The following is an 18,419-nucleotide window of genomic DNA, read 5'->3' as shown; positions in this document are numbered from 1 at the left end:
TTTGAGATGAGATTAGAAAGAGTGCTATTCCACGCATTGCCAATTCAGGTGAACTGTGAGGTAATAAAAGAAAACAAAGAAGTTGGGGGAAATCACGTGTCGATTCACCGTTTGCTGCTTGTGGAAGACGATCGTTCAATTAGCGAGATGGTTGGACCATATCTGGAGAAAGAGGGCTACAGCGTCACGTACGCATATGACGGATTAGAGGCAGAGCACAAGTTTCAACAAGCGGAGCCTGCGTTTGATCTGGTCATTCTGGATCTCATGCTGCCCCAGCGAAGCGGCATGGACGTACTGCAGACCATCAGAGCTGCCAGTCTTGTCCCCGTATTAATATTATCTGCGAAGGATGGGGAGGTAGACAAAGCACTGGGGCTTGGTTTCGGTGCAGACGACTATTTGAGCAAGCCGTTCTCCCTCATCGAATTGACCGCGCGAATCAAGGCGGCAATTCGCCGCGCCAACTATACGGTACCGGCGGTTACCTCGACACCAGCCAAGGATCAACGGATTGAAATTGGAGGGCTGGTGGTGGATGTGGAAGCCTATGAAGTGGAGCGGGAAGGCGTCCCTGTAAGACTGACATCCAAGGAATTTGGCATTCTTAAGCTGTTTGTTACGCATCCTGGCAGAGTGTTTACGAAGGCACAGATTTACGCCTCTGTCTGGAACGATTCGTACTATGGGGACGAAAATATCATTAACGTACATATGCGGAGGCTGCGCGAAAAGATCGAGACAGATCCATCGAATCCGCAGTACATCAAAACGTTGTGGGGGATCGGTTATAAGCTGGAGGTGGAGCCCAAGTGATCATCCTGTTGGCCACCTTAACCGTTGCTCTCCTCATGGTTGTCATTTTACTCGCTGTGAAGCTGAATAAGCGCAGCCGGCAATTGGCGTATATTCATCAGAAGCTCGGAGGCATTCTGGAAGAGGGGACATATGAGCGTTTGCTGGTCTTTAGCAGCGATGCACAGATTCGACTTCTGCTGGGGGATATCAACGAATTGCTGGATTACGCACACCGAACCGGTGCCCGTTATGCCAATCAGGAGAAGGAGATCCGCAATATGCTCTCCAACATCTCCCACGACTTGAAAACTCCTCTCACGGTAGTGATGGGTTATAGCGAAACGCTGCTCCATAGCTCTTCATTAACCGATCAGGAACGGGAAGGTATGATCAGCAAGATTCAGGATAAAGCGCAGGAGGTGCTGCGTCTGATCCATTCCTTCTTTGATCTGGCGAAACTGGAGTCAGGGGATACCGAGCTTGCTTTGACTCGAATAAATCTTAGTGAATTATGCAGGGTGAAGATGCTCTCCTTTTATGAAATGTTAACGAATCAGGGTCTGCAGGTGGAGCTGTCCATTCCTGAGAGTGATCTCTTCGTGACCGGCAATGAGGATGCACTCGACCGGGTACTGGATAATCTGATTACTAATGCAATGCGATATGGGTCGGATGGTAAGGTATTGGGTCTACTGCTTGAACCAACGAATCATGGAGAGGTCATGCTGCAGATTTGGGACAAGGGTAAAGGCATTCCGGAAAAAGAACAAGACCGTGTTTTTGAACGCATGTACACCCTGGAGGATTCCCGTAACCGTCTCTACCATGGAAGTGGGCTTGGCCTCACCATCACGAAGCGACTTATCGAACGGATGGGAGGACGCATTGAGCTGCGCAGTATACCCTATGAGCGGACTTCATTTAAAATCTCTCTTAAATCTCGTTAGTTGCCTTTTGTGTGGATGGAGGAACTTAAGTTTTTTGTAAGATTTGATTAATAAAAAAGCAGACTTTTCTCTTTACAATACAGATATAAGAACCCGTCAGGGATCGTAAAGGAGAACAGAAGAGATGACATATATTGCACGCACCATTGGTGTGACCAAAACGTATGCAGGCACGGAGGTCGTATCCAACGTCAATATGAATATTAAGCAAGGTGAAATATACGGATTTTTAGGGCCGAATGGAGCAGGGAAAACGACAATCATGAAAATGTTGACCAATCTGGTTAAGCCCACCGTAGGGGAGATTGAAATGTTCGGGGAGAAACTTACCCCTGACTCGTATGAAGTGCTTAAGCGAATAGGCAGCATTATTGAATATCCTTTTTTCTACGATAAACTGTCCGCCAGAGATAACTTGGAGCTTCACTGCGAATATATGGGGTTTCATAACAAGAAGGTTATCGGCGATATGATGGAGAGTGTAGGTCTGAAGGATACTAGCAAGAAACCGGTACGGGACTTCTCTCTGGGAATGAAGCAAAGGCTGGGTATTGCGCGTGCACTGATTACAACCCCGGAGCTCCTCATCCTGGATGAACCCATCAACGGGCTCGATCCGGTTGGAATTAAGGAAATGCGTGATCTGTTCAAACGCCTCAGTACGGAATATAGAATTACTCTCCTGATCTCCAGTCATATCCTGGGTGAAATTGAGCAAATTGCCGATACGGTAGGGGTGATTCGTGGCGGTCGTCTGGTCGAGGAAGTGTCCATGGAAAGCATTCGTGGGACTCAGAGCGAATATATCGAGCTGCAGGTGATGGATGGACGCAAGGCGACTTATGTTATTGAGCATCAGCTTGAGTTGAAAAATTATAAATTGGTTGATGATCGTACAGTTCGCATTTATGACCCAGGTGTATCTCCATCCCAATTAACAGGCATTCTGGTTCAGCATGGTGTTGAGATTGAGTCGATTATCAAGCGATCCCATTCGCTGGAGGAACACTTTCTAAACCTGGTGAAGGGGGATGTGGACGTTGCTTAAACTTATTTTTCTCGAAATGCGAAAACACCGTTTTGCTCGTAATTTCGGATATGCAGCTATCGCCAATGTGGGAATTCTGTTATTTCTGATCATGATTGGTGTGGTGGACTGGGGAGCAGAAGATTATGCCTTCACCACGTATCCTCTCTCCTTTATGTTGATTGATACAATTGCCCGTGCGACCTTTATTATTTTTGGAGGCGCTTTGTTATCGAAGCTGATTATTAGCGAATATAGCAACAAAACGATGAATGTGATGTTCACCTATCCAATTAAACGTCACAAAATTATTGCCGCCAAGCTGATTATCGTATTTGCCTTTACCTTTTTCATGATTATGTTTACCAACTTGCTAATGGGAGCAATCCTGCTGACAACAGATCACTTTTATCCCTTTATTACTGATGAGCTGACGGGTAAACAAGCACTTCAATTGCTGATCAAATATACGATTAGTTCACTGTCTGCTGCTGCGATGGCATTGATCCCGCTGTTTTTCGGCATGCGAAAGCACTCGGTCACGGCAACCATGGTGTCATCCATTTTCCTGGTCCTCGTCGTGTGTTCCGGCGTGAATGGACCGAGTGTTTCCATCAATTCCATTATTGTGATTCCATTAACTCTGGGCGCTATCGGCCTTTGGATCGCTTCCCTGTCCATGGTTCGGCTGGAGACAAAAGACGTGAACTGAAATGCTCGAAAAACCATGCTTCGTATGGCTTCAGATGCCATTGACATCCGCTCGTACAAGGGATAGGATAATGTCAACTGAAACATGAAGGAGAATGCGACTACCATGACGATTCCAAAAACATTGACAATAGCCGGCTCAGATACAAGCGGCGGCGCAGGAATTCAAGCTGATTTGAAAACATTCCAGGAGCTTGGTGTGTACGGTATGACCGTTCTGACGACGGTTGTGGCGATGGAGCCTGAAACATGGGACCACCAGGTTTTCCCTGTGGGTCTGGATGTAGTGGAAGCACAGCTACGTACCGTTCTGGACGGAATTGGTTTTGATGCGATGAAGACGGGAATGCTGGGTTCCGTAGATATTATTGAACTGGTAGCGAAGCATGTTCGCCGCAGCGGTCTGCCACAGATCGTAATCGATCCGGTAATGGTCTGCAAAGGTACGGATGAGGTGCTGCAGCCTGAGAATACGGAAGCAATGATTGAATTTTTGCTGCCGGGTGCTGACCTGGTTACTCCAAACCTGTTTGAAGCTTCCCAACTGGCCAAGAGCGGACCGATCCGTTCCAAGGAACAGATGGAAGCAGCAGCAGCTGTAATTCATAACCATGGGGCGAAGCATGTCCTGATCAAGGACAGAGGCGTCATTACCCCAGGTAAAGCGATGGATCTTCTCTATGATGGCAAAAACTACGAATGGTATGAAGCCGATGTTGTTGGTTCCGGTTATACGCATGGGGCGGGTTGTACAACCTCTGCAGCGATTACCGCTGGTTTGGCGCGCGGTTTGTCTGTAAAAGAGGCTGTACGTGAAGGCAAAGCCTTCATTACTCAAGCGATTGCTGGCGGATTCCCGCTTAATCGTTTTGTTGGCCCGACGCTGCACGCGGCACACCGCTTGGAGCAACAACGCTAATAGCGGATGCGGTAAGCGATACCGGAAAAGAGAACTTGGATTCAGCTGAAGGGTGGTTGTCAATGGGCGAAGGTGGCTCGTTGACAACCGCCTTTTTGTGTGGATTGCTGCGAATTCGGTAACTTATATGGGGTATTAATCGTATATAACATGGAGTTCATTCCAGAACATGGATGGACACACGAACGACACATGGAATCGGTATGTTAACAGAAGAAAGATAAAAGGAGAGTCGGCCATGGTGAGAACAGTGCTTCTCGTGGAAGACGAAAGCCGCATTCGTGAAATTGTGGCCGATTATTTTATAAAAGAACAATGGAATGTAATCGAGGCAGAGCATGGAATTGAAGCACTCCAACTGCTGGATCTGCATGAAGTGGATCTGGTCATTCTCGATGTGCTGATGCCTGAAATGGATGGATGGACGCTCTGTGAGCATATTCGGTCTCAATCCACCGTACCTATTATAATGCTGACCGCAAGGTCTGAAGATGATGATAAGATACATGGATTTAACCTTGGTGTCGATGACTATGTAACGAAGCCGTTCAGCCCTCGTGTGCTGGTTGCGCGTGCAGAGACATTAATGAAGCGAGTCGAAGGTGCGATCAGCAGGGAACAGGGTGTGATCCGGTTTGGTCACGCATTGCTTGATCCTTGGGCGAGACGACTGGAGATGAATGGACTGGAGGTAGAGCTTGCTCCCAAAGAGTATGAGCTGCTGCTCTACCTGGCACGCAATCAGGGAATCGTTCTATCCCGGGATGCGATCCTTAATCGGGTCTGGGGATATGACTTTGATGGTGATTCCCGCGTTGTGGATACGCACATCAAGAAGCTGCGCAGCAAACTAGGGGATGAAGCCAAGTGTATCCGGACAGTGATTGGCACGGGATATCGATTCGAGGCTGAGGCATGAGACGTAATGGCGTAACGATGAAGCTATTTCTGGTTATGGCTGGTTTTCTGCTCCTCTTATATGGAACATCAGTGACCGCACAGTTGGTCTGGTTCCCGGACTTTTACCAGCATCAGAAGATCAGCAGCATGAAGAAAAAACTGGCGAAATTCGAGCAGCAGTATTCCAGAGGGCATTGGGATAGTATACAACTGGCCAAGGAAACCGGGAAGTTCATGCGTCAGAATCAGTCGCACCTGGTGATTTTGACAAGTACGGGCAAACTGGTCAACGATCCGTTTCACATTACCCTGCTCCGCGAGGATGGCAGTCAGGTGAAGGTTTCCCTATCCTTGTTCATCAATAGTGAGAACGCGGGCTGGATTGCCACTCATCTGAAATATGGCCAGGAATTGACCGTCACTGGTCCGGCCAGCGGGTTGAACGAACCGATGGTCTATCCGCTCAAAATCCAGGATAACAATTCTGCCGCGCGAGGGACAGAGGATTTTCAGGAGCTCTCTGAACCGGTTCAGGAATGGTCTGGCGTATTGACCGAAGTGGTGCTTCCCAATCTGGGAACATGGAGTCAGAGACAGGGATTGCTTGTGCAGGCACTGGACAGCCGCTTCCCTCTCTCAACGGAGGACCAGCTCAGTTTGGCGAGTGGCAAGATGCTTAATGAAGAATGGACCGATAGCTGGAGTGGTGTTCGGAATGTGATTACCATTGCTCCGGTTCACAAAAACGGGCCACAGCAGCAGCTTATTTTTTCCCTGACTTCTTTGCAGGAGATGAGGGAAGCGAATGAAGCAACACGTTTGTTCTATGCATATTTTGGTATGGGTGCTTTTGTGCTGATTCTGTTTCTTTCCTTGTTATTGTCCAGAATTGTCACAAAACCCTTACTGGCCTTGAACCATGTGGCCAAAAAAATGTCGACGCTTGATTTCTCCGTGAAATCACCAATCAAACGCAATGATGAAATTGGCAGTTTGTCGGATAGCCTGAATGCTCTGTCCACCACATTGGGGCAAACGCTGGAGGAACTCAGACAGGCGAATCGTCAAATGCGGACCGATATGGAGATGAAGCAGCGGATTGAACAGCGGCAGCGTGAATTTTTTGCCGATGCATCGCATGAACTCAAAACGCCTATCAGTATCATCAAGGGGTATTCCGAAGGGCTGAAGGATGGAGTCAGCGAGAACAAGCGGGAGCGTTACATTGAGATCATAGCGGATGAAGCGGTCAAAATGGAGACGATGGTTGAAGAAATGCTGGATCTCGTTCGGTTGGAATCTCAGGCGATCAAGCTGAATATTGGTGCAGTTGTCCTTGGAGACATGATCGAGGAGATTGCCGGGCGTCTCGGCCCGCAGCTGAAGGAAAAAGGGCTCGAAATCGTGCTTGTCTCCACTACAGAGCAGACCGTAGAAGGAGATCGAAGCAAGCTGGAGCAAGTGATCTATAACATGATGATGAATGCTATACGTCATGCGCTGCCGCAGACCGATATAATGATAGAGATCAGCAGGCTGGAAGGGCAGGTAAGAATCTCCATCGAGAATAAAGGCGAAGGGATCTCGGAAGCTGAACGCCAGTATATCTGGGAGAGATTTTATCGGGTAGAACGATCACGTAATCGCAAAATGGGAGGAACGGGCCTGGGCCTGGCTATCGCGAAGCAGATTCTTGATCTGCACGGATGCAGTTATGGAGTGGAGAACACGCCGGACGGAGTCCGCTTTTATATTATTTTTCCTAATGCTTAGTACGAAAGGGAGTCAAGTCTTATGAAATCTTTACCGTCCATTTTAACATTGGGCAATTTAACTTCGGGCATGCTTGCCGTCATCATGGCCATTCATGGCGAGTTCGCACTAGCTGTGACAATGATTTGGGTTGCCATGTTCTTTGATCTGTTTGACGGCTTTGCCGCGCGTAAATTGCATTGTGAGGGGGAGTTCGGCAAGGCGCTGGATTCCCTGGCTGATGTCATTTCCTTCGGAACAGCCCCGGTGCTGATTCTGTATCTGAATTCCATGAACGAGGTCAGTGTGCTTGGCATGGCATTAACGGCATTGTTTCCGGTATGCGGCGCCTTGCGCCTCGCTCGTTACAATTGTCAGAAGACAGCAAGTGTAGGTTTTGTCGGAATGCCAATTACGTTTGCAGGAGGACTGATGTCCTTTTTTGCGCTCTGGAGTCCTTATTTCACCCACGGTGTAGCTTATCTTGTTATCGTTGTATTATCCGGTCTAATGGTCAGCCAAATTCGATTCCCATCTCTGAAACAGGTGTTGGCGCCTCATGAGAAGGACATCGTGGAACCGAAATAAGGAGCGAGTCAGTCATGGAAATTGCTAAAGAGTTTATTGGTCAATATGGATATTTTGCAATCTACGGATTGCTCGCTCTGGGTGTCATCGGCATGCCCATTCCAGATGAGGTGATGATGACCTTTGTCGGTTATCTTGCCTCCATCTCGGTCCTGAACTATTCCGTTTCGATCATAGTCAGCTTTGGTGGTGCATTTACGGGAGGACTGCTCAGCTACGCGATTGGCAAGAAGGCGGGCAGACCCCTCGTTGTAAAATATGGCAAGTGGGTAGGGGTGAACCCCAAACGGCTGGGGAGGGTGGAGGGCTGGTTCCTGAAGTATGGGTACTGGTCCATTATCCTCGGCTACTTTATTCCTGGCATTCGCCATTTGATGTGCTGCTTCTCCGGCATTAGCCGCATGGCCATCGGAAAATATGTAGTGATCTCCGGGATCGGGGCATTCATATGGTGCGTTGTGTTTATATCGATCGGTTTCTACGTTGGTGTGTTAACTTAAATGGGACAACCTGTGCAGGTTTCGGGTTGAGGATAAAGACCTCTTGTATATGGAGTGGTCTTTTTTTGTTTTTCTAGATGTTTTATATCACCCCCGACGAGAGTCGCCTAGCTGCAAATGTAACGAACTGGAGTGTGCCTATAATTGATATACTGGCAATGTAAAAATTCTAAAGAACCTCATTATCCTTATTTCATGAATAGATGAAGTTATAGCCGTAATTGGTGCTATTTCCTTGAAATAACGTGTCTTAAGTTCGTTTGATAACGGATGTGGAGAATTTTCGATGAAATAGAGTTTCTCACGTTCGTAAGATGTAGGTCCGATACCGTTGTTTGCCACTAGCCACATGCAATAATTGTTGTTCTGTTAAACTGTGAAGCACTCGGCGGGCATGCTGATCCGTAACTCGCAGGTGTGCTGCAAGTTCAGAAGGTGTAAAGGCACGCAGAGTTCGTCTGGCATAACGGAGTGTTTCTGCTTCGAGCCAACTTAATGATGAGGGTGTGTCTGTAGCCATAAATTTTCCGATAAAGGTGAGTATAAGCTGTTGGCAACGTTTCGGTTCATCTTTGATGGAAAGGTACGCTATCGGTAAAAATGTCCATTCGTCAAGCGTCAGCAAACAATGCCTCCAACATAGATCTTTAAAACGGCGTACATCGAGATCCCGAGCATGAGGTCCGTATCCTTGTATCTCAATCCCTCCCTTAATACCGTTACCTGGTAGGCCAGATCAAGATACCTGTATCCATTATGAAAGTCACGAACTTCCCACTCTGGATACAAATGATTAGAATTCTTCACAACGGGAAACCAGACCGTGCGCAGAAATTCAAGCGTTCCAGCTCGAGTCCGTTTTCTATTCTTGAACGCACTCTATGATTACGTTCCTTCTCTAAAAGAGAGTTCATCCATTCTTCGTAAGCCTGATCAAATTCAATCCCCATTTTAAACATTTCCTCCTTATGTAGGTTGAAGAAGTATTATAAAATGCAAAAAGCCGCTCTGAACATTTCCCTCCTTTTTGAATCAAAGGTGAAAATGTGTCAAAACGGCGCATGCTTCACGGCCTAATTTTCTTTATTAAAGACAAGTATAACGTTAGAAACCGGACTATTTCAATATTCATTATTGTAAAAAATGGTCATTCCGAAGTACTACTGTGGAAAATACTGCAGTCATTAATCCAACGCAATACATCATCCTATTTTGTGTCCGTATCTATTTCTACGATTCATTCGTTAAATATATCATCCGTTTAGATGGGCTTTCTCAATACCTTGTTCAACACGATTTTCACCTTTTTTGCGAGCAAAAGTTATTTTGAGCAACGGTGGGGTAACGAGTGTAGTTACGATAACCATGATGACAACGCTGGTAAAATATTCAGGATCGAGCAAGCCGGAAGCGAGTCCGGTTGAAGCAATAATCAGTGCAACTTCTCCCCTAGATATCATTCCTGCACCGATAGCCAGAGACGAAACTCGATCAAATCCGGTAAGACGTGCACCGGCTCCGCCCCCAAGCAGCTTCGTCACAATCGCAATCAAACTTATAACAATGATAAACCAGATTTGGGAACCTACACCGTCAAACGTAACATTTAGTCCGATACTTACGAAGAATACAGGCACAAAGATACTGTAGGCAATGGGCTCAACTTTACTTTCAACTTCATGCTTGAAAGTGGTTTGGGATATGGCAATACCAGCGGCAAATGCACCAATAATCCCCGCAACGCCCATCCATTCTGCGAAATAGGAAAATCCGAAACAGATGATTAATCCTGTAGTAATGACAGTCTCTGTAACTTTGAGAGGTGCCATCCACTTCATGATTCGAGGAACAAGGAACCAGCCGGCAGCAATAATAATAACAAAGAATAATAATTTTTTACCAATAAGCAGACTGATTGACGTGTCACCTGCACCTGTTCCGAGCAAGCTCATCATAACGGCTAGCAGTACAACAACCAGAACGTCATCAACTACAGCTGCACCGAGAATTGTAGTACCTTCACGCGAACTGAGCTGATCCATATCCTTGAGTGTCTGGACGGAAATACTCACGGACGTAGCACAGAACAGAAGTCCGAAGAAAAGAGCGTGAGTCTGAGACATGCCAAAGGCTATGGCAGAACCGTATCCTCCGATAAATGGAAGAATAATACCTCCAACGGCAACAGCGAAAGCTGCCTTCCAGTTTTTCTTCAGTTGCTCGAGGTCCGTCTCAAGACCGGCAATGAACATTAACAGAAGTACACCAATCTCCGCCATATAATGAACGAAATCAGTTTGTTGGACCCAACCCAGAATGGCAGGTCCAAGAACAACACCTACAATCAGCTTACCCAATACGGATGGTTGACCGAGTCTAACGGACAGGTCCCCAGCTAGTTTGGTGAAAATCAAAATTAATGCAAGTACCAAAACAAATTCCATAAGTGCACTCCTCTCCAACAGTAGCGTCTATAGGATTTCCTCACCAAGAGCACATGATTCCATTGTCATGACACAAAAAAATGGCATAGAAAGGCGCAAATAACAGTGCCCTAATATGCCATAAAAAGACAAGGAGGGGCCCTTGGTGACAGGCTCCTCCAATTTCAACGCGTATGTGATTATTTAAATTAATTATACCATAAAGTCTGTATTGGGTAAACCGGTGACAGGCCACATTCGGATGAAAACGAGCTGTTAAGGGCATTTTATATGGGGTGGGACGCTTTTTGTTCAGAGTGTTGTCACTTAACAGGGGGCAGGCCGCGAGATATAATGACATAGAACATAGAAGTTAGCATATGAGGAGGATTTTGCTTTGGGCAAACATAACAAAGGGGATTCAAATATTCAATCCAATTCGGCCGCCCCGACAAGTAATAAAAATTTCGCAGGTATCATTATTACCATTTCCATTCTTGCCAATGTCATTATTTTATTGCTGTTCTTCGCACCTTCGATCGGATACAAAGGGGATGTGGCCTTTGATATTACGGTGCTGCCGCGGTTTAATGCCGTGTTTAACAGTTTCACCTTCATTTTTCTGCTTGCCGCGCTGATTGCTATTATCAAGAAGAACGTGAAGCTGCATAAACGATTTATTCTTGCTGCGTTCACAACAACATTGCTGTTTCTTGTCACGTATTTGTCGTTCCACTATCTCTCCCCGGAAACGTCCAAATACGGCGGGGAAGGCATTGTTCGCTCCATCTATTTCTTTATTTTGATTACTCACAGTATTCTTGCAGCCATTATTGTGCCGCTGGCTTTGTTCACTCTCGTCTGGGGCTGGACAAACCAATTGAAGAAACACCGCAAAATTGCTCGCTGGACGATGCCGATCTGGCTGTATGTCAGTTCCACAGGGGTAGTCGTATACCTGATGATGGCTCCATACTATTAATGTAGTGAATGTTCTTAGGCATATCTCACGGCACATGCGGGTAATGATTTTGAGGAAGGAGGTACGGCAATGTACAGAGTGGTATTAATTCGTCATGGACAGAGTATGTGGAATGTGGAGAACCGATTCACGGGCTGGACTGATGTAGACCTGACCAAGGACGGGTATGGTGAAGCCCGCAAAGCTGGCAAAATCTTAAAGGAACAGGGTTTTGATTTTGACTATGCTTATGCTTCGGTACTTAAACGTTCCATTCGAACGCTGGACATTGCGCTTGATGAGATGGACCGGATGTGGATTCCGATCACAAAGACATGGAAGCTTAATGAACGTCATTACGGTGCTCTGCAGGGTTTGAATAAACAGCAGACTGCAGTCAAATACGGAGAAGACCAGGTTATGGAGTGGAGACGTTCTGTTAACGTATCTCCGCCGCCGCTGGATGAGACGGATGATCGTTATGTGCAGGATGTGGACAAGTACAAGCGTCTGGGTTGTACCATCCCCCGTACCGAGAACTTGATGGATACGTCCAAGCGGGTGCTGGAGTACTGGAACAGCGAGATCAAACCCATGGTGTCAGCCGGGAAAAGGGTACTGATCTCCGCGCACGGGAACACACTTCGTTCCCTTGTTATGCATTTGGATGAGATGTCGGAAGCCGATGTCATGGCTCTCAACATTCCTACCGGCATCCCCCTTGTTTACGAGCTGGATGAGAATTTGCATCCCATCGGACACTTTTACCTGACTGCGGATGGTTCGACGTACAAACATGAAGAAATGACTCATGTGGCACCGCCGTCGGATTGATCTCAAAGTCAAAGAGCTAATCAAGGTGACTCCTAAATTTTTAGGGGTCATTTTTTTTATGATATCCATCAGGGGCTGGCATTCACGGAGGTTTTTCTGCATCGTCTCCAGGTGATATGACTGGTATGACATAGCCGTTTCGTTTTCCTCACAAAGGGTAAATTTCAAGCAAGACACGATGTACATCAATCCCTTAAGGAGGAGAAACACATGTCTAAAAAAAGCGGAATTATAATGACGGCCATTGGTGCAGGCGTGACCTATCTGATGAGGAACAAGCAGGCCAGAGATAAACTGTTTTCAACCGTTTCCGGCATGATGAAAGGCTCCAATTCTTCAAATGGAAGCAAAAAAGTACAGCGAGTAGACATCAATTAGACTCACCGATGTGAATACACTAGCAAGGCCCGGAGCCCTTCAGGTTCCGGGCTTTTCTTTGTTTAATCCCATCGCACCTTCGGATGCGATTTTTGCCAGGAAGAATGATACAATGGATACTTGCAGAACGTATGAAAGGGGATGTACGCATGAAGAAAAATCGACTGGGCTTATCTGAACTGTACGTCGGTGAAATTGGACTGGGCTGCATGTCACTCGGAACCGAAGTGGAGCCCGCTGTAAATCTGATTCATGAGGCACTGGACCGCGGCGTCAATCTGCTCGATACAGCTGACCTGTATGATGCAGGACGTAATGAGGAAATTGTGGGAAAAGCAATTCAGGGTCGCCGTGAGCAGGTAATCTTGGCAACGAAGGTGGGCAACCGCCGATTGCCAGGGAAAGAGGGCTGGTCATGGGATCCGTCCAAAGCGTATATCAAGCAAGCTGTCCATGACAGCCTCAGACGACTCCAAACGGATTACATCGACCTGTATCAGCTGCATGGCGGTACATTAGATGATCCAATTGAAGAAACGATTGAAGCCTTCGAGGAGCTGAAGCAGGAAGGGCTGATTCGGTATTATGGCATATCGTCCATACGCCCTAATGTCATTCGGGAGTATGTAAGAAGATCATCCATTGCCAGTGTTATGAATCAATATAGCGTCGTGGATCGCCGTGCAGAAGAGGAAGTACTGCCTTTGCTTGAACAAAAAGGGATTAGCGTCATTGCCCGCGGACCTGTTGCCAGCGGAGTACTCGCGGATTCCGGTGCTTCCAAGGTAGAGAAGGGTTATCTGGATTATACGCCGGATCAGCTGCTTGCCATTCGTAAAGGCTTGAGCCGCCTCGTTACTGACGAGCGGAGCATGGCGCAAACTGCCATTCGATACGCCTTGTCCCATCCGGCGGTAGCTGCCGTCGTCCCGGGAGCAAGCTCCCGAACACAGCTGCTCCACAATATTGAGGCTTCGGCATCTGCACACCTTACAGATGCAGAAATTCAAGAAATAAGGGAGCATTATCCGGCCAATCAGTACAAGCAGCACCGTTGAATATCCAGTCTGCCTATTGCAATTGTAACTATTAGAGGTACAATAGAGGTCAACCATTAAGAATTGTACAAGGGAGAGAAGACATATGGAAAGAATTCAAAGTGAACAACAATACCGTGATACCATTAATTCAGACGGGCTGACCGTCATCAAATTCGATACAAACTGGTGCCCGGACTGCAAAAACCTCGACCGTTTTATTGGTGCAGTCATCGATCAGCACTCGGACAAAACCTTCTATGCAATGGATGCGGAGGAATTCCAACCGCTCGCTGAGGAAAATGCGGTACGCGGCATTCCAAGTTTGCTCGTGTTCCAGAACGGCAAGAAGATTGCCCACCTGCACAGTAAATGGGCAAAAACGCCTACACAAATCTCTGAATACCTGGAGACGCTGGAATCAAAAGTATAAGGATATGAAAAAGGCGACACCGGTTCCGGTAGGAACGCGTGTCGCCTTTTTAAAATTATTTTTTACTGTAACTACATCATCAGAATGAAAAAGAATACGGCTGCCAGCACAAAGCGATAAATCGCAAAGACAGTCAGGCTGAGTTTTTTCAAAATGGACAAGAATGTCTTAATGGCAAGCATGGCTACGATAAATGCAGCGATAAATCCAATCGCAAAGATAGGGAAGTCGCTACCGTTCAGGTGATCGATGCTTTTGTAGAGGTCGTATCCTGTGGCTCCAATCATGATGGGAACGGACACCAGGAAGGTAAATTCAGCAGCAGCAACGCGGCTTACCCCTGCGAACAATCCACCAGAGATCGTTGAACCGGAACGTGAGAAACCTGGCCACAATGCCAAAATCTGAAAAAGTCCCACGACAAATGCCTGTGTATACGTAATATCGTCCACATCATGTGTTGTGATTCGGTGACTGCGGCGGCTCCAGCGCTCAGCTACAATCATCAAGATCCCGCCAATGACCAAACTGTACAATACGGTCTCTGGCCCAAATAGATGTGCCTTGATCCAGTCGCGGAAAACAAGTCCAATGACTACAGCCGGTACCATCGCGAGAAAGATATGTACAAGGTTCAGACGTTGGGAGTAGCTCCTTTTGCCTCCGGTGAAGCGGAACATATCAATGAATTTGTTCCAGTAAAGCACAACGACAGCAAGTACAGCACCGAGCTGAACAACCACTTCAAACGTTTTGACTGACTCGTTGTCCTCCGATAATCCCAGCAAGTGGGCGGTCAGAATCATGTGTCCGGTTGAGGACACGGGCAAAAACTCAGTCAAACCTTCGATGATGCCCATAATAATGGATGATAAAATGTCCAATGCTCTTCCTCCTTGAAATGCAGATGCAGAAGGTGGTCTGCTCTGCTTGACTGACAATGCTTGTTCAGCAGAACAAGGCTATCATCTATTATGATCAGAAACGTGTCCAACTTCAACTTATGCATTGAATTGATTGTTTAAAACCATATTGACAAAAACCTAGTTATCCCATAGGATATAATTAACTGACTGACTGATCAATCGGGAGGGTATTGAAATGTCCAAAGTAAATGATAAGGAACCCGGAGAAGAACGCCGGGATCAGATTATACGTATTGCGATGCAGCGATTTGCGACTCATGGGTATCACCAGACCAAGATATCGGATATTGTTCGTGAAGCTGGTGTAGCTCAAGGGACGTTTTATTGGCATTTCAAGAGTAAGGAAGCCATCGCTGAAGAGATTGTGTTAACAGGCAGAGAGAAACTGCTTGAAGCGATCGGTCAGGGTTATCGCAAGGATGCAGGATCGGTTGAGGATATGGTTAAAGCGTCAGAGCGATTGTTTATCAGCTTGTTCTCTTTTGCCGCAGATAACCGTTACTTTATGGAGCTGCTGCTGAAAGGTATCGTGACCGAAGAATCGGTACGTCGTCTGGTTGAGGAGACACGCGGTGCTGTGGAGTCAGCATTCCGCCATAACATGGAACGTGCCATTGAACTTGGCATGCTGCCACCTTCGATGGATGTGCCTGTACGGGCTGCTCTACTGGTGAGCATGATCGAAGGCATGATCTCCCGCTGGCTGTTTGGCTCTGCGGAGCTGCATGAGGGCATATCGGCTAAGACAGCTGAATCGCTCGCTGCGGAAGCATCCAGCTTTGAATTTTACGGTTTGCTGGGCACGTGATGATGTGCATGTACCGCGGGCTTTTTTTACATGATTGAGACAGAAGCAGGGAATAATGGATACAACTATTAACCACATGAATGAGAGGAAGTTAACATGATGAATAATGGAACACCAAGTAACGGCAAAAAGATGCGCAAAGGTTGGATGCTTACGGCAATTCTACTTATGGTTGTACTGGTTGTAAGTGCATGCGGAAGCAAAACAACCGATAATGGCAGCAGCAATGGAGCACAAGCAAGTAATGAACTGGAACAGATCAAGTCAGCGGGCACCATGAAAGTAGGGATGATGGGTACATACCGTCCATACAACTTCCTGAATGACAACAAGGAGATGGATGGTTTTGATGCAGATATCGCACGTGAGGTTGCCAAGCGCCTCGGGGTAGAGGTTGAATTTGTCTCCCAGGAATTCTCTGGCCTGACACCAAGCCTGCAATCGAAAAAGATTGATGCCATTATCAGCCAGATGACGATCACCGACGAACGGAAACAGGCGCTCGATTTCAGTGAAGGCTATATCACAAACCAAGTGAAAATCATTGTGAAAAACGATAATAACGATATTACCAAACTTGAAGATTTCAAAGGGAAAACGATTGGTGTAGGTCTGGGCACAAATGATGAAACTTATCTGCGTAATGAAGTGCTGCCGAAAGTGGGAGACTTCACCATTAAGACGTATGACGATGTCATCACATCGCTTAAAGATCTGGATGCAGGACGCATTGATGCAACAATCAACAACCTATACGCGCTTAAACCCATTATTGATTCCAACGGATTCAAGATTAAGGCTGTAGGTGAACCGATCAAGAGTGACCAAGCCGGTATTGCTGTTCGAAAAAATAATCCGGAACTTGTTGCAGCGCTGAACGAAGCTCTTCAAGGCATGAAGGATGATGGCACGTACAATACCATTTTCAAAAAATGGTTTGGTGAAGAGCCTGCGCAATAATGACCGGCAAGGCGAAGGGAAGTTTGATCCATGGAACTGGTATTTGAAAATATCCCCTTCTTTTTGAAGGGGGCTTATTACACGCTTTATGTGACCATAATTTCAATGTTTTTTGCATTTTTGATCGGTGTGATTGTTGCTGTTGTCCGACTGAAAGGCCCGCTATGGCTTCGGATGATCGCACGGTTTTACGTATCCATCATGCGGGGAACCCCGCTGTTGGTGCAATTATTCGTTATCTATTATGGATTGGTCGATTATGGCGTAACCTTGGGATCGCTCACGGCAGCCTGTCTGGGGCTGAGTTTGAATGCAGGTGCGTTCCTGTCTGAGACATTCAGGGGCGCCATTCAGGCTGTGCCGAAGGGGCAGACAGAAGCGGCTTATGCTACGGGAATGACTCCTTTTCAGACGATGAGACGGATTGTATTCCCTCAGGCAGTACGCATTGCCATTCCACCGATGGGCAACACGTTTATTGGTATGCTGAAGGAAACATCACTGGTGGCAACGATCGGTGTAACGGAGCTATTGCGTTCAGCACAGTTACTGGTATCCCAATATGCGTTGAATATGCCGTTTTATCTAGCCATCGGTGTGATGTACTGGATTATGAGTATCGGCTTCTCGGCCATTCTGGAACAAGTGGAGCGCCGGTTGGCCCGGGCTTACTGATGGAGGGAGAGAACCGATGATTACAACAACTGGACTGAAGAAACATTTTGGAAATCATGAAGTACTTACGAATATTGACCTGCACGTGAATGAAAAAGATATCGTAGTCCTGTTGGGACCGAGTGGTTCCGGTAAAAGCACGCTGCTTCGCTGTCTGAATGGACTAGAAGAACTGTCCGGCGGAAAGATCGAAGTGAACGGCATTATCGTTGACAGCAATGATCCGCTGCGAGTTCAGCGCTCACGAGTGCTTGAGATTCGCCGTCAGACTGGTATGGTGTTTCAGCAATTCAACCTGTACCCTCACAAAACAGTACTGGGAAATGTGATGGAAGGCCTCGTGACCGTGAAGAAAATCAAGCGCGACGAAGCGGCCGAACGCGGCCGCATTCTGCTGGATCGTGTAGGATTGTCGGACAAGCAGGATGCTTATCCATCCCGCTTGTCAGGGGGACAACAGCAGCGGGTTGCGATTGCTCGTGCACTTGCCATGGAACCGAAAGTGATGCTGTTCGATGAGCCGACTTCGGCCCTGGACCCCGAACTTGTAGGCGAGGTTCTTTCGGTCATGAAGGAGCTGGCACAGGAAGGCATGACGATGCTGGTGGTCACGCATGAATTGAAGTTTGCCCGGAATGTGGCCAATAAGATCGTATTTATGGCAGACGGTTCGATCGTGGAAGAAGCCAGTCCACAGGCATTTTTTGAACATCCGGAACAGGAACGAACACGAAGATTTTTGCAGCAAATTACTGAATTCTGAGAATTCTCAGAGATAAGCAGACTGAGTGAAAGGGACGGAATCGATTCTGAAGAAGCGTAGCGTTCGCCTTTGTCACCGA

Annotated in this window: 20 protein-coding genes and 1 pseudogene; 18 read left to right on the top strand and 3 right to left on the bottom strand. The window is 47.0% G+C overall.

Annotated features, from left to right (window positions below):
- Positions 1 to 102 precede the first annotated feature (102 nt).
- The 9 genes from AC3WQ3_RS16760 to AC3WQ3_RS16720 all read left to right on the top strand — a co-directional run bounded on the left by AC3WQ3_RS16760 (position 103) and on the right by AC3WQ3_RS16720 (position 8,142).
- A complete protein-coding gene (locus AC3WQ3_RS16760; protein WP_492472881.1) occupies positions 103 to 816 on the top strand; it encodes a response regulator transcription factor in 714 nt (237 codons plus the stop codon).
- Positions 816 to 1,745, top strand: a complete 930-nt coding sequence (locus tag AC3WQ3_RS16755) for a sensor histidine kinase (RefSeq protein ID WP_492472880.1) — start codon at positions 816 to 818, stop codon at positions 1,743 to 1,745. The genes AC3WQ3_RS16760 and AC3WQ3_RS16755 overlap by 1 nt, the downstream gene beginning before the upstream one ends.
- A gap of 124 nt (positions 1,746 to 1,869) precedes the next feature.
- Positions 1,870 to 2,793, top strand: a complete 924-nt coding sequence (locus tag AC3WQ3_RS16750) for an ABC transporter ATP-binding protein (RefSeq protein ID WP_492472836.1) — start codon at positions 1,870 to 1,872, stop codon at positions 2,791 to 2,793.
- The gene (locus AC3WQ3_RS16745) at positions 2,786 to 3,484 is read left to right on the top strand and encodes an ABC transporter permease (protein WP_336783935.1); all 699 of its coding nucleotides are present in this window, start codon (positions 2,786 to 2,788) and stop codon (positions 3,482 to 3,484) included. The genes AC3WQ3_RS16750 and AC3WQ3_RS16745 overlap by 8 nt, the downstream gene beginning before the upstream one ends.
- 105 nt (positions 3,485 to 3,589) lie before the next feature.
- Positions 3,590 to 4,402 carry a bifunctional hydroxymethylpyrimidine kinase/phosphomethylpyrimidine kinase gene (gene thiD, locus AC3WQ3_RS16740; RefSeq protein ID WP_492472835.1) on the top strand — a complete coding sequence of 271 codons (813 nt, stop codon included), beginning with the start codon at positions 3,590 to 3,592 and terminating at the stop codon, positions 4,400 to 4,402.
- 238 nt (positions 4,403 to 4,640) lie between these two features.
- The gene (locus tag AC3WQ3_RS16735; protein ID WP_095361726.1) at positions 4,641 to 5,321 is read left to right on the top strand and encodes a response regulator transcription factor; all 681 of its coding nucleotides are present in this window, start codon (positions 4,641 to 4,643) and stop codon (positions 5,319 to 5,321) included.
- Positions 5,318 to 7,075 carry an ATP-binding protein gene (locus tag AC3WQ3_RS16730; RefSeq protein WP_154896683.1) on the top strand — a complete coding sequence of 586 codons (1,758 nt, stop codon included), beginning with the start codon at positions 5,318 to 5,320 and terminating at the stop codon, positions 7,073 to 7,075. The genes AC3WQ3_RS16735 and AC3WQ3_RS16730 overlap by 4 nt, the downstream gene beginning before the upstream one ends.
- Positions 7,076 to 7,096: 21 nt before the next feature.
- Entirely contained in the window at positions 7,097 to 7,642 is a 546-nt protein-coding gene (gene pssA, locus AC3WQ3_RS16725; protein ID WP_183526144.1) for a CDP-diacylglycerol--serine O-phosphatidyltransferase, read from the top strand.
- A 14-nt stretch (positions 7,643 to 7,656) separates the two neighbouring features.
- Positions 7,657 to 8,142 (top strand): DedA family protein, encoded by a 486-nt coding sequence (locus AC3WQ3_RS16720; protein ID WP_239304878.1) that lies wholly within the window; start codon positions 7,657 to 7,659, stop codon positions 8,140 to 8,142.
- A gap of 301 nt (positions 8,143 to 8,443) precedes the next feature.
- Here AC3WQ3_RS16720 and AC3WQ3_RS16715 read toward each other — a convergent pair.
- Positions 8,444 to 9,092, bottom strand: a pseudogene (locus tag AC3WQ3_RS16715) (transcriptional regulator).
- 303 nt (positions 9,093 to 9,395) lie between these two features.
- Positions 9,396 to 10,586, bottom strand: coding sequence for a cation:proton antiporter (locus tag AC3WQ3_RS16710; RefSeq protein WP_336783936.1), 1,191 nt, complete (start codon positions 10,584 to 10,586; stop codon positions 9,396 to 9,398).
- Positions 10,587 to 10,962: 376 nt separating this feature from the next.
- Here AC3WQ3_RS16710 and AC3WQ3_RS16705 point away from each other — a divergent pair, with 376 nt between their 5' ends.
- The 5 genes from AC3WQ3_RS16705 to AC3WQ3_RS16685 all read left to right on the top strand — a co-directional run bounded on the left by AC3WQ3_RS16705 (position 10,963) and on the right by AC3WQ3_RS16685 (position 14,208).
- The gene (locus AC3WQ3_RS16705; protein WP_336783937.1) at positions 10,963 to 11,547 is read left to right on the top strand and encodes a DUF420 domain-containing protein; all 585 of its coding nucleotides are present in this window, start codon (positions 10,963 to 10,965) and stop codon (positions 11,545 to 11,547) included.
- Positions 11,548 to 11,616: 69 nt separating this feature from the next.
- The gene (gene gpmA / locus AC3WQ3_RS16700; protein ID WP_154896686.1) at positions 11,617 to 12,360 is read left to right on the top strand and encodes a 2,3-diphosphoglycerate-dependent phosphoglycerate mutase; all 744 of its coding nucleotides are present in this window, start codon (positions 11,617 to 11,619) and stop codon (positions 12,358 to 12,360) included.
- Between the two features lie 210 nt (positions 12,361 to 12,570).
- Entirely contained in the window at positions 12,571 to 12,738 is a 168-nt protein-coding gene (locus tag AC3WQ3_RS16695; RefSeq protein WP_153980001.1) for a hypothetical protein, read from the top strand.
- Positions 12,739 to 12,887: 149 nt separating this feature from the next.
- A complete protein-coding gene (locus AC3WQ3_RS16690; protein ID WP_492472833.1) occupies positions 12,888 to 13,796 on the top strand; it encodes an aldo/keto reductase in 909 nt (302 codons plus the stop codon).
- A gap of 85 nt (positions 13,797 to 13,881) precedes the next feature.
- Positions 13,882 to 14,208: a thioredoxin family protein gene (locus AC3WQ3_RS16685; protein ID WP_095292336.1), complete on the top strand. Its 327-nt coding sequence runs from the start codon at positions 13,882 to 13,884 to the stop codon at positions 14,206 to 14,208.
- 71 nt (positions 14,209 to 14,279) lie between these two features.
- On the opposite strand, the gene AC3WQ3_RS16680 is transcribed toward AC3WQ3_RS16685, so the two are convergent.
- Positions 14,280 to 15,068 (bottom strand): undecaprenyl-diphosphate phosphatase, encoded by a 789-nt coding sequence (locus AC3WQ3_RS16680; RefSeq protein ID WP_236146845.1) that lies wholly within the window; start codon positions 15,066 to 15,068, stop codon positions 14,280 to 14,282.
- Between the two features lie 241 nt (positions 15,069 to 15,309).
- On the opposite strand from AC3WQ3_RS16680, the gene AC3WQ3_RS16675 reads away from it, so the two are divergent.
- The 4 genes from AC3WQ3_RS16675 (at position 15,310) to AC3WQ3_RS16660 (ending at position 18,340) form a co-directional block, all read left to right on the top strand.
- Positions 15,310 to 15,942, top strand: a complete 633-nt coding sequence (locus tag AC3WQ3_RS16675; protein WP_127539797.1) for a TetR/AcrR family transcriptional regulator — start codon at positions 15,310 to 15,312, stop codon at positions 15,940 to 15,942.
- Between the two features lie 99 nt (positions 15,943 to 16,041).
- Entirely contained in the window at positions 16,042 to 16,902 is an 861-nt protein-coding gene (locus tag AC3WQ3_RS16670; RefSeq protein WP_492472879.1) for a substrate-binding periplasmic protein, read from the top strand.
- 30 nt (positions 16,903 to 16,932) lie between these two features.
- Positions 16,933 to 17,577 carry an amino acid ABC transporter permease gene (locus tag AC3WQ3_RS16665; protein WP_095361733.1) on the top strand — a complete coding sequence of 215 codons (645 nt, stop codon included), beginning with the start codon at positions 16,933 to 16,935 and terminating at the stop codon, positions 17,575 to 17,577.
- A 16-nt stretch (positions 17,578 to 17,593) separates the two neighbouring features.
- Positions 17,594 to 18,340 carry an amino acid ABC transporter ATP-binding protein gene (locus AC3WQ3_RS16660; RefSeq protein WP_095292344.1) on the top strand — a complete coding sequence of 249 codons (747 nt, stop codon included), beginning with the start codon at positions 17,594 to 17,596 and terminating at the stop codon, positions 18,338 to 18,340.
- Positions 18,341 to 18,419: the final 79 nt, after the last annotated feature.

This window comes from Paenibacillus sp. FW104-T2, assembly GCF_058789975.1.
The sequence above is the reverse complement of the archived record's forward strand: the minus strand, read 5'-3'. Positions and strand labels throughout refer to the sequence as shown.

What these genes read in the sequence shown, in the direction of transcription:
- AC3WQ3_RS16730 (WP_154896683.1), top strand. Translation starts at nt 5,318, where the DNA reads ATGAGACGTAATGGCGTAACGATGAAGCTATTTCTGGTTATGGCTGGT.
- AC3WQ3_RS16670 (WP_492472879.1), top strand. Translation starts at nt 16,042, where the DNA reads ATGAATAATGGAACACCAAGTAACGGCAAAAAGATGCGCAAAGGTTGG.
- AC3WQ3_RS16685 (WP_095292336.1), top strand. Translation starts at nt 13,882, where the DNA reads ATGGAAAGAATTCAAAGTGAACAACAATACCGTGATACCATTAATTCA.
- AC3WQ3_RS16680 (WP_236146845.1), bottom strand. Translation starts at nt 15,068, where the DNA reads ATGGGCATCATCGAAGGTTTGACTGAGTTTTTGCCCGTGTCCTCAACC.
- pssA (WP_183526144.1), top strand. Translation starts at nt 7,097, where the DNA reads ATGAAATCTTTACCGTCCATTTTAACATTGGGCAATTTAACTTCGGGC.
- thiD (WP_492472835.1), top strand. Translation starts at nt 3,590, where the DNA reads ATGACGATTCCAAAAACATTGACAATAGCCGGCTCAGATACAAGCGGC.
- AC3WQ3_RS16750 (WP_492472836.1), top strand. Translation starts at nt 1,870, where the DNA reads ATGACATATATTGCACGCACCATTGGTGTGACCAAAACGTATGCAGGC.
- AC3WQ3_RS16695 (WP_153980001.1), top strand. Translation starts at nt 12,571, where the DNA reads ATGTCTAAAAAAAGCGGAATTATAATGACGGCCATTGGTGCAGGCGTG.
- AC3WQ3_RS16720 (WP_239304878.1), top strand. Translation starts at nt 7,657, where the DNA reads ATGGAAATTGCTAAAGAGTTTATTGGTCAATATGGATATTTTGCAATC.
- AC3WQ3_RS16710 (WP_336783936.1), bottom strand. Translation starts at nt 10,586, where the DNA reads ATGGAATTTGTTTTGGTACTTGCATTAATTTTGATTTTCACCAAACTA.
- AC3WQ3_RS16665 (WP_095361733.1), top strand. Translation starts at nt 16,933, where the DNA reads ATGGAACTGGTATTTGAAAATATCCCCTTCTTTTTGAAGGGGGCTTAT.
- gpmA (WP_154896686.1), top strand. Translation starts at nt 11,617, where the DNA reads ATGTACAGAGTGGTATTAATTCGTCATGGACAGAGTATGTGGAATGTG.
- AC3WQ3_RS16690 (WP_492472833.1), top strand. Translation starts at nt 12,888, where the DNA reads ATGAAGAAAAATCGACTGGGCTTATCTGAACTGTACGTCGGTGAAATT.
- AC3WQ3_RS16735 (WP_095361726.1), top strand. Translation starts at nt 4,641, where the DNA reads ATGGTGAGAACAGTGCTTCTCGTGGAAGACGAAAGCCGCATTCGTGAA.
- AC3WQ3_RS16675 (WP_127539797.1), top strand. Translation starts at nt 15,310, where the DNA reads ATGTCCAAAGTAAATGATAAGGAACCCGGAGAAGAACGCCGGGATCAG.
- AC3WQ3_RS16660 (WP_095292344.1), top strand. Translation starts at nt 17,594, where the DNA reads ATGATTACAACAACTGGACTGAAGAAACATTTTGGAAATCATGAAGTA.